12 protein-coding genes are annotated in these 13,942 nt (G+C 68.7%); 5 read left to right on the top strand and 7 right to left on the bottom strand.

Annotation, left to right across the window (positions count from 1 at the left end):
- The first annotated feature begins 29 nt into the window (after positions 1 to 29).
- The 3 genes from FO470_RS00150 (at position 30) to FO470_RS19760 (ending at position 1,719) form a co-directional block, all read left to right on the top strand.
- A complete protein-coding gene (locus FO470_RS00150) occupies positions 30 to 1,016 on the top strand; it encodes a tyrosine recombinase XerC (protein WP_144340916.1) in 987 nt (328 codons plus the stop codon).
- A gap of 25 nt (positions 1,017 to 1,041) precedes the next feature.
- Positions 1,042 to 1,473, top strand: coding sequence for a VOC family protein (locus FO470_RS00145; protein WP_144340915.1), 432 nt, complete (start codon positions 1,042 to 1,044; stop codon positions 1,471 to 1,473).
- Between the two features lie 114 nt (positions 1,474 to 1,587).
- Entirely contained in the window at positions 1,588 to 1,719 is a 132-nt protein-coding gene (locus tag FO470_RS19760; protein WP_272482958.1) for a hypothetical protein, read from the top strand.
- 232 nt (positions 1,720 to 1,951) lie between these two features.
- Here FO470_RS19760 and lpdA read toward each other — a convergent pair whose 3' ends face one another.
- The 7 genes from lpdA to zapE form a co-directional block, all read right to left on the bottom strand.
- A complete protein-coding gene (gene lpdA, locus FO470_RS00140; RefSeq protein WP_144340914.1) occupies positions 1,952 to 3,355 on the bottom strand; it encodes a dihydrolipoyl dehydrogenase in 1,404 nt (467 codons plus the stop codon).
- A 40-nt stretch (positions 3,356 to 3,395) separates the two neighbouring features.
- Entirely contained in the window at positions 3,396 to 4,037 is a 642-nt protein-coding gene (locus FO470_RS00135) for a LysE family translocator (protein WP_144340913.1), read from the bottom strand.
- 28 nt (positions 4,038 to 4,065) lie between these two features.
- Positions 4,066 to 5,304: a 2-oxoglutarate dehydrogenase complex dihydrolipoyllysine-residue succinyltransferase gene (gene odhB, locus FO470_RS00130; protein ID WP_144340912.1), complete on the bottom strand. Its 1,239-nt coding sequence runs from the start codon at positions 5,302 to 5,304 to the stop codon at positions 4,066 to 4,068.
- A gap of 63 nt (positions 5,305 to 5,367) precedes the next feature.
- On the bottom strand, positions 5,368 to 8,346 hold the full coding sequence (locus FO470_RS00125) for a 2-oxoglutarate dehydrogenase E1 component (protein ID WP_144340911.1): 2,979 nt from the start codon (positions 8,344 to 8,346) through the stop codon (positions 5,368 to 5,370).
- 335 nt (positions 8,347 to 8,681) lie between these two features.
- Entirely contained in the window at positions 8,682 to 9,647 is a 966-nt protein-coding gene (mdh, locus tag FO470_RS00120) for a malate dehydrogenase (protein ID WP_144340910.1), read from the bottom strand.
- A 159-nt stretch (positions 9,648 to 9,806) separates the two neighbouring features.
- The gene (locus FO470_RS00115) at positions 9,807 to 10,523 is read right to left on the bottom strand and encodes a DUF1003 domain-containing protein (protein WP_144340909.1); all 717 of its coding nucleotides are present in this window, start codon (positions 10,521 to 10,523) and stop codon (positions 9,807 to 9,809) included.
- A gap of 99 nt (positions 10,524 to 10,622) precedes the next feature.
- Positions 10,623 to 11,843: a cell division protein ZapE gene (gene zapE / locus FO470_RS00110; protein ID WP_144340908.1), complete on the bottom strand. Its 1,221-nt coding sequence runs from the start codon at positions 11,841 to 11,843 to the stop codon at positions 10,623 to 10,625.
- A 339-nt stretch (positions 11,844 to 12,182) separates the two neighbouring features.
- Here zapE and FO470_RS00105 point away from each other — a divergent pair, with 339 nt between their 5' ends.
- Positions 12,183 to 13,061, top strand: coding sequence for a trypsin-like peptidase domain-containing protein (locus FO470_RS00105; RefSeq protein WP_144340907.1), 879 nt, complete (start codon positions 12,183 to 12,185; stop codon positions 13,059 to 13,061).
- Between the two features lie 195 nt (positions 13,062 to 13,256).
- Positions 13,257 to 13,913, top strand: coding sequence for a GNAT family N-acetyltransferase (locus FO470_RS00100; protein ID WP_144340906.1), 657 nt, complete (start codon positions 13,257 to 13,259; stop codon positions 13,911 to 13,913).
- Positions 13,914 to 13,942 lie beyond the last annotated feature (29 nt).

Below are 13,942 nucleotides of genomic sequence, written 5' to 3'. Positions count from 1 at the left end.
GCGCGTCATCGCGGGACGGGAGCACGGCCATGGCCAGCACGGATGCGCAGAAGGCGGCGCGGGCGGAGATAGCGCTGCTCGCCGGGGCGGCGCCGGATGTCGCGCAGGCGCTGGCCGACTGGCTGGCCCGGCTCGGTCATGAGCGCCGGCTCTCGCCCAAGACCCGTGAGGCCTATGCGCGCGACGTGGCGGGCTTTCTCGGCCTGCTCGCCCGCCAGCTCGGCCGGCAGCCCGGCGTGGCCGACATCGCCGCCCTTCAGCCGCGCGACGTGCGGGCGGTGATCGCCGCGCGGCGGGCGGAGGGCATCGAGGCGCGCACGCAGATGCGCTTCCTCGCCGCCGCGCGCTCCTTCGGCCGGCATCTGGAACGCGAGGGGCTGGGCAAGGTCGGGGCGCTGACGGCGGTGCGCGCGCCGCGCATTCCCCGCACCCTGCCGCGCCCGCTGACGCCGGGCGACGCGCGCGCGCTCGCCGATCCGGCCACGCGGGCGGGGGAGGCGCGCGAGCCGTGGATCCTCGCCCGCGACGCGGCGGTGCTCGCGCTGCTCTACGGCTCCGGCCTGCGCATCTCCGAGGCGCTGGGCCTGACGCGCCGCGACATGCCCGAGCCCGGGCGGGGCGACCAGATCGTCGTTCACGGCAAGGGCGGCAAGACCCGCATGGTGCCGGTGCTCCGCCCGGTGCTGGAGATGATCGACGACTACGCCCGCGCCTGCCCCTATGAGCTGGAGCCGGCGGCGCCGCTGTTCCGCGGGGCGAAGGGCGGGCCGCTTTCGCCGCGGATCGTGCAGCTCGCGGTGGAGCGCATGCGCGGCGGGCTCGGCCTGCCGGACAGCGCGACGCCGCACGCGCTGCGCCATTCCTTCGCCACCCATCTGCTCGGGCGCGGCGGCGACCTGCGCTCGATCCAGGAACTTCTCGGCCACGCCTCGCTTTCCACCACGCAGATCTATGCGGCGGTGGATTCGGCCGCGCTGATGGCCGCCTGGAAGGCGGCGCATCCGCGCGCCCGATGATCCCGCCGCCGCCAAGGGGAACGCGATGACGCTCATTCGCCCGGTGATCGAGCATATGTCGATCGGGGTCTCGGACTTCGCCCGTTCGGTCGCCTTCTACGACGCGGTGCTGGCGCCGCTGGGCCTCGTGCGGGTGGCGTCCTTCGATGAGCCGGAAGGGTCCGCGTGCTGGGGCCCGGCCGGGGAGAAGCCCTCGCCCGAGGGGACGCCGGGCGCCGCGCCGTTCTGGATCCAGCACCGCGCCGATACCGTCGTTGCGCCCGCCGGTTGCCATTTCTGCTTCATGGCGCCCGACCGCCGGGCCGTGCAGGCGTTCCATGCCGCCGGGCTTGGGACGGGCGGCCGGGACGAGGGCGCGCCGGGCCTGCGCCCGCATTACGGCGAGGGCTATTACGCGGCGTTCCTGTCCGATCCGGACGGGTGGAAGATCGAGGCTCTCACCTACACGGGTGCGTGAGATCGCCGGGATTGCCGCCTATTGAGGCACCGGGGAACCGCTGCCGGGGTTTTCACCATGGCCGGGCTGGGACACACTTCCCCTTGGGAATCCACCCTGAGAGGAGACCGTTCGATGAAGCGTATCGTGACCGCTCTCTGTGCCCTGTCCTTCGCCGCCGCGCTTTCCGGCGCCGCGCTCGCGGATTGCTCGCCGGGCCATGCCTCGGCGCAGCCGACCACGCAGACCGACTCCAAGGGTACCTGACGCCCGGAGCTCGCAGGCTTTCTTCCCCCGAACATGACGACGGCCCGGAAGGCGACTTCCGGGCCGTTTCATTTGAGATCTCAGGTTTGGCGTCCAAGGCTACATCATGCCGGGGCTACGTCATGCCGGCCTTGGGCCGGGCATGACGTAGCCCCGGCATGTGCAGGAGGGGGCGTGGATGGCCGGGCCAAGCCCGGCCATGACGGCGAACCAGCGGTTCTGCCGCGCCGCCTCACATGTGGATGGCGCGCTTTTCCACCGCCATCGCCGCTTCCTTCACCGCCTCGGAGCGGGTGGGGTGGGCGTGGCAGGTACGGGCGAGGTCCTCGGACGAGCCGCCGAACTCCATCAGCACGGCGCATTCATGGATCATCTCGCCGGCCTCGACGCCGACGATGTGGGCGCCGAGCACCTTGTCGGTGGCCGCGTCGGCGAGGATCTTCACGAAGCCGTCGGTCTCGTCGTTCGCCTTGGCGCGGCCGTTCGCCAGGAAGGGGAACTTGCCGACCTTGTAGGCGATGCCGGCTTCCTTCAGCTCTTCCTCGGTCTTGCCGACCGAAGCGACCTCCGGCGAGGTGTACACGACCGCCGGGATCACGTCGTAATTCACATGTCCGGCCTGACCGGCGAGCAACTCGGCCAGCGCCACGCCCTCGTCCTCGGCCTTGTGGGCGAGCATCGGGCCGACGATGGCGTCGCCGATGGCGAAGATGCCGGGGACGCTGGTGCGGTAGTAATGGTCGGTGACGACGCGGCCGCGCTTGTCCTTCTCGACGCCGAGCGCTTCCAGCCCCAGCCCTTCCGTGTAGGGCACGCGGCCGATGGCGACGAGCACGACGTCGGCCTCCACGACCTCGGCGGTGCCGCCGGCGGCGGGCTCGACCGAGACCTTGAGGGTCTTGCCCTTGCCGTCGACGCCGGTAACCTTCGAGCCGAGCTTGAAGGCGATGCCCTGCTTTTCGAGGATGCGCTGGAAGGACTTCGCCACGTCGAGGTCCATGCCGGGCAGGATGCGGTCGAGATATTCGACCACCGTCACCTCGGCGCCGAGGCGCCGCCACACGCTGCCGAGCTCCAGCCCGATGACGCCGGCGCCGACCACGAGCAGCTTGCCCGGCACCTTCTCCAGCGCGATGGCGCCGGTGGAGGAGACGATGCGCTGCTCGTCGATCTCGATGCCGGGAAGCTTGGCCACGTCCGAGCCGGTGGCGATGACGATGGCCTTGGTCTCCAGCGCCTTCTGCGAGCCGTCCGCCATGGCGACGTCGACCTTGCCGGGGGCGGGGATCGACGCGGTGCCGTGATAGGTGTCGATCTTGTTCTTCTTCATCAGGAAGGCCACGCCCTTGGTGTTGCCTTCCACCGCTTGGTCCTTGAAGCCGAGCAGGGCCTTGAGGTCGAGCTTGGGCGTGCCCACGCCGATGCCCATCTTGGCGAAGCCGTGGCCGGCCTCCTCGAACAGGTGCGAGGCATGCAGCAGCGCCTTGGAGGGAATGCAGCCGATGTTCAGGCAGGTCCCGCCGAAGGTCGCGCGCTTCTCGACGACCGCGACCTTGAGGCCGAGCTGGGAGGCGCGGATGGCGCACACATAGCCGCCGGGGCCGGTGCCGATGACGACGAGATCGTAGGAGGACATGGGCGGTTCCTTGGAGACTTCCGGGAAATGTCGGGGATCGTCAGCCGGCCTTCTGGACGGCGAGGCGCAGGCCGAGCAGCACGAAGGTCGCCCCGGTCACCCGGTTGAACCAGCGCCCGCACGCCTTGAAACGGGCGCGCACGACCGGATTGGTGAAGAACAGCGTGACGCCGGCGAACCATGCGACGAGCGCGGTGGCCATGCCGATGCCGTAGAGGAACGACACGGCCGCCGGGGTTTCATGGCTCACCAGAGCGGTGAACAGGGACAGGAAGAACAGGACGGGCTTCGGGTTCAGCGCGTTGGTGAGGAAGCCCATGCCGAAGCAGGCCGGCAGGGAGAGGGGCCGGCGGGAATGCGCGCCGGCCGCGAGCTCGCCCTCGTCGATCTCCAGCGGCTTCTCGAAGAACGATTTCACGCCGAGATAGACGAGATAGGCGACGCCCAGCCACTTGATGAGCGCGAACAGCGCCAGCGACTGCGAGACGATGAGGCCGATGCCCAGCAGCGTGTAGCTGATGTGGAACAGGAGCGACGCGCCGATGCCCAAGCTGGTGACCAGCGCGGCGCGCCGGCCATGGACCACGCTCTGGCGGACGACGAGGGCGAAATCCGCCCCCGGCGCCACGATCACCACCGCGAATACGGCCATCAGGGCCGCGAATTCGCTCAGATAGGTCATTGCGTCCTCCGCCGGGAAGACCCCCGGATCACAGGTCCAGCACGAGGCGGGTCGGGTCTTCCAGCGCTTCCTTGACGCGGACGAGGAAGGTCACGGCGCCCTTGCCGTCGACGATGCGGTGATCGTAGCTCAGCGCCAGATACATCATCGGGCGGGCGACGATCTGGCCCTTCACCACGACGGGACGCTCCTCGATGCGGTGCATGCCGAGGATGCCCGACTGCGGCGCGTTGAGGATCGGCGTCGACATCAGCGAACCGTAGATGCCGCCATTGGTGATGGTGAAGGTGCCGCCCTGCATGTCCTCGATGCCGAGCTTGCCGTCGCGCGCCTTGCGGCCGAGGCCGGCGATGGCCTTCTCGATGCCGGCGACCGAGAGCTGGTCGGCGTCGCGCACCACCGGCACCACGAGGCCCTTGTCGGTGCCGACGGCGATGCCGATGTGGTAGAAGTTCTTGTAGACGAGGTCCTGCCCGTCGATCTCGGCATTGACCTCCGGCACGTCCTTCAGGGCCTGGATCACCGCCTTGGTGAAGAAGCCCATGAAGCCCAGCTTCACGCCGTGCTTCTTCTCGAACACGTCCTTGTACTGCGCGCGCAGGCTCATCACCGCCGTCATGTCGACGTCGTTGAAGGTGGTGAGCATGGCAGCGGTGTTCTGCGCGTCCTTCAGCCGCTTGGCGATGGTCTGGCGCAGCTTGGTCATCTTCACCCGCTCCTCGCGGGCGGCATCGTCCGGCGCGGAGGGCGCGCGGGCGACGACCGGGGCCGGGGCGGGAGCCGCGGCGGCGCCAGTGGCGATGGCGGCGAGCATGTCGCCCTTGGTCACGCGGCCGTCCTTGCCGGAACCGGCGAGCATGGCCGGGTTGAGGCCGGATTCAGCGGCGAGCTTGGCCACCGCCGGGCCGTTGGCGCCGGCCGGGGCCGCGGCGGCAGCCGCAGGGGCGGGAGCCGCCTTGGGCGCCTCGGCCTTGGGCGCTTCCGCCTTGACCGCCGCAGGCGCGGCGGCCGGGGCCGCCTTCGCGCCGGCGCCTTCGCCGATGGAGCCGAGCAGGGCACCGACACCGACCGTCTCGCCGTCCTTGGCGATGATCTCGGAGAGCACGCCGGCCGCCGGAGCGGGCACCTCGATGGTGACCTTGTCGGTCTCCAGCTCGACGATGGGTTCATCGGCGGCGACCGCCTCGCCCGCCTTCTTGAACCACTTGCCGATCGTCGCCTCGGTGACCGATTCGCCCAGCGTCGGAACGCGGATCTCGGTGGCCATGCTCGTTTTTCCTCACCGTTCGCCGACCCTCGTGGCCGGCACTCCCTCGAGTTTCGTGAAACGTCAGCCCAGCGCGTCCGCGAGGAACGCCTTGAGCTGTGCGAGATGCTTCGACATCAGGCCGGTCGCGGTCGCCGCGGAGGCCGGGCGGCCGGTGTAGCGCGGACGGCTGGAGGCGGAACCGGTCTGTTCCAGCACCCATTCCAGATAGGGCTGCACGAAGGCCCAGGCGCCCTGGTTCTTCGGCTCCTCCTGGCACCAGACGATCTCCGCCTGCTTGAAGCGCGAGAGCTCCTGAACCAGCGTCTTCAGCGGGAACGGGAAGAGCTGCTCGACGCGCAGGATGTAGATGTCGTCGATGCCCCGGCGCTCGCGCTCCTCGTAGAGGTCGTAATAGACCTTGCCCGAGCACAGCACGACGCGGCGGATCTTGTCGTCGGCCTTCAGGTTGATAGCCTCGGGCGTGCGGTGGCCGGAGGTGGCGTCCGCATCGTCCCACAGCACGCGGTGGAACGAGGTGCCGGCGGCCATCTCGTCGAGCCTGGAGACGGCGCGCTTGTGGCGCAGCAGGCTCTTCGGCGTCATCAGGATGAGCGGCTTGCGGAAGTCGCGCTTGAGCTGGCGACGCAGGGCGTGGAAGTAGTTCGCCGGCGTCGTCAGGTTGGCGACCTGCATGTTGTCCTCGGCGCACATCTGCAGGTAGCGCTCCAGACGGGCGGAGGAGTGTTCGGGACCCTGGCCCTCATAGCCGTGCGGCAGCAGGCAGACGAGGCCGGACATGCGCAGCCACTTGCGCTCGCCCGAGGAGATGAACTGGTCGAACACCACCTGCGCGCCGTTGGCGAAGTCGCCGAACTGCGCCTCCCAGAGGGTGAGGGCGTTGGGCTCGGACAGCGAGTAGCCGTACTCGAAGCCGAGCACCGCCTCTTCCGAGAGCATCGAGTTGATGACCTCGTAATGGGCCTGCCCCTCGCGGACATGGTTGAACGGGGTGTAGCGGTCCTCGTTCTCCTGGTCGATCAGCACCGAGTGGCGCTGCGAGAAGGTGCCGCGCTCGCAGTCCTGGCCGGACAGGCGGACCGGGTTGCCCTCGATCTGGAGCGTGGTGAAGGCGAGCGCCTCCGCCGTCGACCAGTCGAGGCCGGCGCCGTCCTCAAGGATCGCCTTGCGGCGCGCGTCGAGGAAGCGCTGGATGGTGCGGTGGACGTGGAAGCCTTCCGGCACGGAGGTGATCCGGTCGCCGATCTCGCGCAGCGTGTCGAGTTCGACGCCGGTGTTGCCGCGGCGTGGATCGTCCTCGCCGGCGGCGGCCTTGAGGCCCGCCCAGCGGCCGTCCAGCCAGTCGGCCTTGTTCGGCTTGTAGGCCTGGCCCGCCTCGTACTCGGTATCGAGCTTCGAGCGCCAGTCGGCGCGCATCGCGTCGATCTCGCCCGCCTCGATGACGCCCTCGGCCTCGAGCTTCCTGGCGTAGAGCTCCAGCGTCGTCGGGTGCTGCTTGATGGCCTTGTACATCAAGGGCTGGGTGAAGGCCGGCTCGTCGCCCTCGTTATGGCCGAAGCGGCGATAGCAGAACATGTCCACCACCACCGGCTTCTTGAAGCGCTGGCGGAACTCGGTGGCGATCTTGGCGGCGAAGGTCACGGCCTCCGGGTCGTCGCCGTTCACGTGGAAGATCGGCGCCTCGATGGTCTTCGCCACATCCGAGGGATAGGGCGAGGAGCGCGAGAAGCGCGGATAGGTGGTGAAGCCGATCTGGTTGTTGATGATGAAGTGGATCGAGCCGCCGGTGCGGTGACCCTTCAGGCCGGACAGGCCGAGGCATTCGGCCACCACGCCCTGGCCGGCGAAGGCGGCGTCGCCGTGCAGCAGCAGCGGCAGCACCTGCGTGCGCTCGCTGTCGTGCAGCAGGTCCTGCTTGGCGCGGGACTTGCCGAGCACCACCGGGTCAACGATTTCGAGGTGCGAGGGGTTGGCGGTGAGCGAGAGGTGCACCTGGTTGCCGTCGAACTCGCGGTCCGACGAGGCGCCGAGGTGGTACTTCACGTCGCCGGAGCCTTCCACCTCGTCGGGGGCCCAGGAGCCGCCCTTGAACTCGTGGAATAGTGCGCGGTGGGGCTTGCCCATGACCTGCGTGAGCACGTTCAGGCGGCCACGATGGGCCATGCCGAACACGATCTCCTTCACGCCGAGATTGCCGCCGCGCTTGATGATCTGCTCCAGCGCCGGGATCAGGCTCTCGCCGCCGTCGAGGCCGAAGCGCTTGGTGCCGGTGTAGCGCACGTCGAGGAACTTCTCGAAGCCCTCGGCCTCCACCAGCTTGTTGAGGATGGCGCGCTTGCCCTCGCGGGTGAAGGTGATCTCCTTGTCGGGCCCTTCGATGCGCTCCTGGATCCAGGCCTTCTCCTCGGGCGAGGAGATGTGCATGAATTCGACGCCCAGCGTCTCGCAATAGGTGCGCTGGAGGATCGCGACCATCTGGCGGACGGTGGCGAACTCCATGCCGAGCACGTGGTCGATGAAGATCGGCCGGTCGAGATCGGCCTCGCGGAAGCCGTAGGAGGCGGGATCGAGCTCCGGCGCGGCGCGCACCGGCTCCAGCCCGAGCGGGTCGAGCTTGGCGTGCAGGTGGCCGCGCATGCGGTAGGCGCGGATCATCATCAGCGCCTTGACGGAATCGCGGGTGGCCTGCTGCACGTCGGCGCTGGTCAGCTCGACGCCGGCCTTCTGCGCCTTCTCGGCAGCCTTGGACTTGAGCTTGTCGCCGACCGCCTTCTCGACCTCGATCCAGTTGCCGTCCAGCGCCGAGACCAACTCGCCATTGGCGTGGATCGGCCAGCCCTGCTTCTTCCACGAGGCGCCGCGGGCGCTCTTCTCCACATCGGCCGGGACGTCCTTCAGCCCGGCGAAGAAGGCCTGCCATTCGGCATCGACGGAGGCCGGGTCGGCCTCGTAGCGGGCATAGAGGTCCTCGATCCAGGCCGCATTGGCGCCGTAGAGGAAGGAGGTGTTGAGGAAAGCTTCGTTCACGTCCGCGCGCGACATAGTCGGCTCCTGGGGGACCGTTGCGGTCCGGTGGCAGTGCTTTCTTGCCGTAGATCGCCCGAAACCTGCGGGTCGGGCTGCCTGCGGTGCTCCGGGATCGGGAGCGAAAGTCGGTAGGCTTCTATATAGGGTCCCGTATTCACGTCAGGAATGCCGCAGGAATGCGGCACCGGGATGCGAAAACGCATCGCTGGATACGCAAAGCAATATCGACGCCACTGTCGGGCATCGCAGGCGGCGGGGCGAGCCCCGCCGGTCTTTCTCCGGCCCGGAGGCCATCACGTCCTCGCGACCTTGCGGACCGCCTCGGCGGCCCGCCGGCGCGAGGCCCCGCCTCACTTGCCGAGGTCGGGAGCGATCTTCCGGCACTCGGCGACCAGCTCCTGGACGGAGGCGATCGACTTGTCGAGCATGGCCTGCTCGGCACCGTCGAGGCTGATCTCGACGATCCGCTCGACGCCGCCGGCGCCGATGATCACCGGCACGCCGAGATACAGCTTGTCCACGCCGTACTGACCGGCGAGATAGGCGGCGGCCGGCAGCAGGCGCTTCTTGTCGCGCAGATAGGAGGTCGCCATCTCGATGGCCGAGGCGGCCGGCGCGTAGAAGGCCGAGCCGGTCTTGAGCAGGTTGACGATCTCGCCGCCGCCCTTGCGGGTGCGCTCGACGATAGCGTCGACCTTCTCCTGCGTGGTCCAGCCCATCTTGACGAGGTCCGGCAGCGGGATGCCGGCGACGCCGGAATAGCGCACCAGCGGCACCATGTCGTCGCCGTGGCCGCCCAGCACGAAGGCGGTGACGTCCTCGACCGAGACGTTGAACTCGTCCGCGAGGAAGTAGCGGAAGCGCGCGGAGTCCAGCACGCCGGCCATGCCAACCACCTTGTGGGTGGGCAGGCCGGAAGCCTTCTGCAGCGCCCACACCATCGCGTCGAGCGGATTGGTGATGCAGATGACGAAGGCGTCGGGGGCGAACTTGGCGATGCCGGCGCCGACCTGCTCCATCACCTTCAGGTTGATGCCGAGAAGGTCGGAGCGGCTCATGCCCGGCTTGCGCGGCACGCCGGCGGTGACGATCACCACATCCGCGCCCTCGATGGCCTCATAGCCGTTGGTGCCGACCAGCTTGGCGTCGAAGCCAAGAACCGGCGCGGCTTCCGCGATGTCGAGGCTCTTGCCCTGCGGAACACCCTCCGCCACGTCGAAGAGAACGACGTCGCCGAGTTCCTTGAGGCCTGCGAGAAGGGCGAGAGTACCGCCGATCTGACCGGCCCCGATCAGTGCAATCTTTGCTCGAGCCATGAGATTTCCTGACTTTCCGAGGGGGAGGGTGCGGCGGTCCGCCGCGCGCGGCTTCCGATAAACCTTATCGTCGTGGGGTTCAAGCGATGAAGGTCACGTGCGTATTTCCCCGCCACTACGACTTTCGGACACTGTATTGGTATACGAAATACAAGATGCCTAGCGCCTTCTCTGCGCGAGATCTTCCATGAGATCGATCTGTATCGATTGAATCTCCGCCAGCCGCTCCCACTGGCGCGTGAGCATGTGGTCGATCTTCTCGTGAAGATGGCGGATCTCGAGTTCGGCCTTCAGGTTGATGCGATAGTCGTTCTCCGAGCGCAGCCTGTCCTTCGCCTCCTGCCGTTTCTGGCTCATCATGATGACGGGCGCTTGAAGGGCGGCGATGCAGGACAGCACCAGGTTCAGCAGGATGAACGGGTAGGGATCGAAGGCCCCGAGCAGGCCGGCGATGTTCAGCGCCATCCAGATGCTGATGAACACCATGAAGGAGATGATGAAGGTCCAGCTGCCGCCGAAGGAGGCGATGGTGTCCGCCGCGCGTTCGCCGAAGGTGCGGTTGCCCTCGATCGACAGCTCGACATTCTCGGTCAGGATGTCGTTGGCCGCGAGGCTGTCGATGACCTCGTGGTCGAGCTGGCTCAGGTCGCCGCGCTCGGCCTGAAGCGTGGCGGCGATGTAGGCGGCGCGCTCCTTGGCCAGCGCGGCGCGGGAAATATAGGCGTCCGCCGGGATGGCTGGATGCAGCGCCCGGATGTGGTCCGCCAGCGCCGGGCGGAGCATGTCGAGCCGCACGCCGTCGCGGGAGGAGACGATGCGGCCGGTGAGGGCGCAGGTGTGTGTCGGCGCGTCGTTCTTGTGAAGGCGGCTGCTCATGCCGGGAGCGTCCGTGAGAGGGGGAGGTCAGGCTCCAGATTTGGGCGTCGCGCCCGGCCGATCAACCCCGAAAACGGCGTTGGGCACGCTTTCGCCCGATCAGGTTTCGACAAGGCCCGTCGTGTCGCCGCTAGCCTCGGAATCACCGCGTCCATGCGGACGTGCAATATACTCTTCCGAGCGCATCTCGTGCAGGCGCGAGACGGTACGCGCCCATTCGAAGGCTTCCGCCCCCTCGGTGCCGGTGTAGAGCGTCTCGGGCTCCGCCTCGGCCGAGGCGACCAGCTTCACGCCCTTCTCGTAGAGCTCGTCGATCAGCGTGATGAAGCGCTTGGCCTCGTTGCGGCGGTCCTGGTCGAGCCGGGGGATGTGGTCGATGACCAGCGTGTGATAGGCGCGGGCGAGGCGCAGATAGTCGGAAGCGCCGAGCGGTACGCCGCACAGGTCGTGGAAGGAGAAGCGCGCCGCGCCGCCGCCCGCGCGCGGCACTGGGATGGTGCGCCCGGCGGAAACCAGCGTCGCCGGGGCGCCGCCGTCGATGCCGGCGATGCGGTGCCAGACCTTGTCCATCTCCCGGTCGACATCCGCCATGCTCTCGTACGCGGCGGGCACGTACCAGATGCGCGCGCCGCCGAGCTTCTCCATGCGGTAGTCAGTGGGGGAATCGATGCGCACCACCTCCATGTGCTCCTCGATCATGCCGATGAACGGGAGGAACAGCGCGCGGTTGAGGCCGCCCTTGTAGAGATCCTGCGGTGCGACGTTGGAGGTGGCGACGATGACGACGCCAAGGTCGAACAGCTTCTCGAACAGGCGGCCGAGGATCATCGCGTCGGCGATGTCGGTGACGTGGAACTCGTCGAAGCAGAGGAGCCAGGCCTCCTCGTAGAGGGCGGCGGCGACCAGGGCGATGGGGTCGCCATCCTTGATCTTGCCGGTCTTCATGTCGGCGCGCACCTGGAAGATGCGGGCGTGAACGTCGGCCATGAATTCGTGGAAATGGGCGCGGCGCTTGCGCTTGCGCACCGCGACGCATTCGTAGAACAGGTCGACCAGCATGGTCTTGCCGCGGCCGACCGCGCCGTGGATGTAGAGGCCGCGCACGCGGGGCACGGTGTCCTCGCGGCGGGCGAAGAGCCAGCCCAGCGCCGAGGTCTTGCGGGCGAGGCGGCGGGCGGCGATGCGCTGTTCCAGCGCCGCCAGCGCGGCGACGACCCGGGCCTGCCCGGAATCCGGCGTCAGATCGCCGACCGCCATGCGGGCGACATACCGCGCCGCGAGCACCGAGCCGCCGGCTTCCGCCGTCACCATGTCCGCCATCTCGGACCACTCCTGCCATATTGCAGCGCACGCTTAGCGGGAGCGGCGCGCGGCAGCAAGCGCGACGGGGCCTTCTCATGCGAAGGTCGGGGCCGGGTGCCAGGCCGGCGGCCGAGGCCGCGGAAGGTGCCGGAGAAGGCCGGAATCTGCCGAAACGTAAGGGGCGGGGAGGCGACGTTCCCGCAAGGCCGGCGCGCCGGATGAGGGATTCGCATGGCAGGGCTGCGACGCGCGAGGCCGCGATTCGCCACCGGCCATGGCGCGACCCGTCTTCCGCCTTGACGCGGCCTCAGTCGTTCCCGCAATGTTTCCCCTCTCACGAGCGGGAGCGGGGACCGTATGCAGTTGCAGCGTGTGTTCCAGAGTAGCCGGGCACTCCCCGCGCTGTGCCTGACCCTTGTCGCCGCCTGCAACCTTGCCACGCCCGCCGGTGCGCTGGAGCGCAAGAATGCGGCGGCCGGCGATCTTCCCTCCTCCGCCATCATCATCGACGAGGACGGACGCCAGACGCGGGATGAATATGCCCGGTCGAAAGGTCTCTCCGCGTCTACGGTTTCCACCCGTTTCGGCGCCACCGGGCTGGTGCGCTGCGGCTCGGCGGTGGGGACCGGCCAGCTCGTCGGCGCCAGCAACGTGCTGGTGACCGCCGCCCATGTGCTGTTCGCGCCCGGCGGCGAGCCGCGCGGCACGGGGGATAGCTGCACCTTCGAGATCGAGGCGGGCGGCAGCCGGCAGGTGGTGCCCATCGACGTCGAGGAGGTGATCTGCGGCGCCCGCGAGCCTTATGCCGAGCCGGCGGTGAAGGACTGGGCGGTGGTGCCGCTGGCGAACGCCGTCATCGGCGCCAAGCCCTACATGCCGGCGAAGGCGATGAGCGTGCCGGGCGAGATCGTGCTGGCCGCCGCCGCCCGTGCGGGAGGCGAGGAGAATTATTCGCTGCAGGGCTGCCGCGCGCGGCAGGTGACGGCGACGACGCCGAGCGGCCTGCGCGAGGTGGCGATCGACTGCGACGCGGAGGGCGGCGTGTCCGGCGCGGCGCTGCTGGCGCCGAATGGCGGCTTCCTCGGCGTCTATGTCGGCTTCCGGTCGGCGCATCCGGGCAAGGTGGGGCCGTTCTCGATGAGCCACTACAATTTCGGCGTCACCGCCGAGGGCTCGCTGCGGCAGGCGATCACCGAGATGGTAGGCCGCAACCAGTCGGCGAGCGTGAGCCGCTGAACGAGGGCGCTCCTCGGCGAGGATACGCATTGGCCGGCGGCCGATTGCGGCGTAGAAAAGAGCGTTGTCGGGCAGTCATCGGGCATCCGGCTCGCGCGCCGCATGCGAGCCATGCAGTCGCGGGAGTTGTATTGTTTTGCGGTGCGCATATTTCTGCTGCAACGCAACAGGGGCGGTCCAGACGAGGCCGACGCCATGACCGATTCCGTATCCACCTCCGTGAAGGAGGACCTTGCCCCCGCCGTCGCGGCTCCGCATGAGCATGCGGGCGAGCGGCTGGAGGGCCATATCCGCAAGCTGGTGCCGGCGGAACGGCAGCTTGTCGTCGATCATCTTCTGCGTCTCGATCCGCTGAGCCGCTTCATGCGTTTCGGCGGTGTCGTTTCCGATGCCGCCCTGACGCGCCACGCTACCCGTGTCGTCTCCAGCGAGGCGAGCGCGCTCGGCTATTTCGTCGAGGGCGAGCTGCGTGCCGTCGCCGAGCTGCACCCGCTGACCCGCAGGCCCGGCAAGCCGGTCGCCGCCGAGGCGGCGTTCAGCGTCGAGCGGCCGTGGCAGGGCAAGGGCATCGGCTCGGCGCTGATGCGCCATCTCGTGCTGCTGGCGCAGAACCGCGGCATCGAGGAACTGCAGGTGGTCTTCCTGCCCAATAACGGCCCGATGAAGAACCTCGCCATCCACCACGCGGCCGAGCTGTCGCTGGACGACGAGGAGATGATCGGCCGGATGCGCGCGCCCCGCGCCACGCTGTTCTCGCAGACGCGCGAATTCCTCGGCGACGTCTTCGCCATCTTCTCCTCGGCGTTCGACCTGCAGGAGCGCCTGCTGCCGCCGACCATGCGCGGCAACTGAGGCGGCATTCGCCCGGTGCAAGCGGCGGA

Origin of the sequence: Ancylobacter moscoviensis (assembly GCF_007559435.1) — a bacterium.
GTDB lineage: Bacteria > Pseudomonadota > Alphaproteobacteria > Rhizobiales > Xanthobacteraceae > Ancylobacter > Ancylobacter moscoviensis.
Note: the sequence above shows the minus strand (reverse complement) of the source record. Positions and strands in the feature narration are given on the sequence as shown.

Bases quoted from the DNA above. Each gene is read 5' to 3' on its own strand.
- FO470_RS00150 (WP_144340916.1), top strand. From the start codon at position 30: ATGGCCAGCACGGATGCGCAGAAGGCGGCGCGGGCGGAGATAGCGCTG.
- FO470_RS00145 (WP_144340915.1), top strand. From the start codon at position 1,042: ATGACGCTCATTCGCCCGGTGATCGAGCATATGTCGATCGGGGTCTCG.
- FO470_RS19760 (WP_272482958.1), top strand. From the start codon at position 1,588: ATGAAGCGTATCGTGACCGCTCTCTGTGCCCTGTCCTTCGCCGCCGCG.
- lpdA (WP_144340914.1), bottom strand. From the start codon at position 3,355: ATGTCCTCCTACGATCTCGTCGTCATCGGCACCGGCCCCGGCGGCTAT.
- FO470_RS00135 (WP_144340913.1), bottom strand. From the start codon at position 4,037: ATGACCTATCTGAGCGAATTCGCGGCCCTGATGGCCGTATTCGCGGTG.
- odhB (WP_144340912.1), bottom strand. From the start codon at position 5,304: ATGGCCACCGAGATCCGCGTTCCGACGCTGGGCGAATCGGTCACCGAG.
- FO470_RS00125 (WP_144340911.1), bottom strand. From the start codon at position 8,346: ATGTCGCGCGCGGACGTGAACGAAGCTTTCCTCAACACCTCCTTCCTC.
- mdh (WP_144340910.1), bottom strand. From the start codon at position 9,647: ATGGCTCGAGCAAAGATTGCACTGATCGGGGCCGGTCAGATCGGCGGT.
- FO470_RS00115 (WP_144340909.1), bottom strand. From the start codon at position 10,523: ATGAGCAGCCGCCTTCACAAGAACGACGCGCCGACACACACCTGCGCC.
- zapE (WP_144340908.1), bottom strand. From the start codon at position 11,843: ATGGCGGACATGGTGACGGCGGAAGCCGGCGGCTCGGTGCTCGCGGCG.
- FO470_RS00105 (WP_144340907.1), top strand. From the start codon at position 12,183: ATGCAGTTGCAGCGTGTGTTCCAGAGTAGCCGGGCACTCCCCGCGCTG.
- FO470_RS00100 (WP_144340906.1), top strand. From the start codon at position 13,257: ATGACCGATTCCGTATCCACCTCCGTGAAGGAGGACCTTGCCCCCGCC.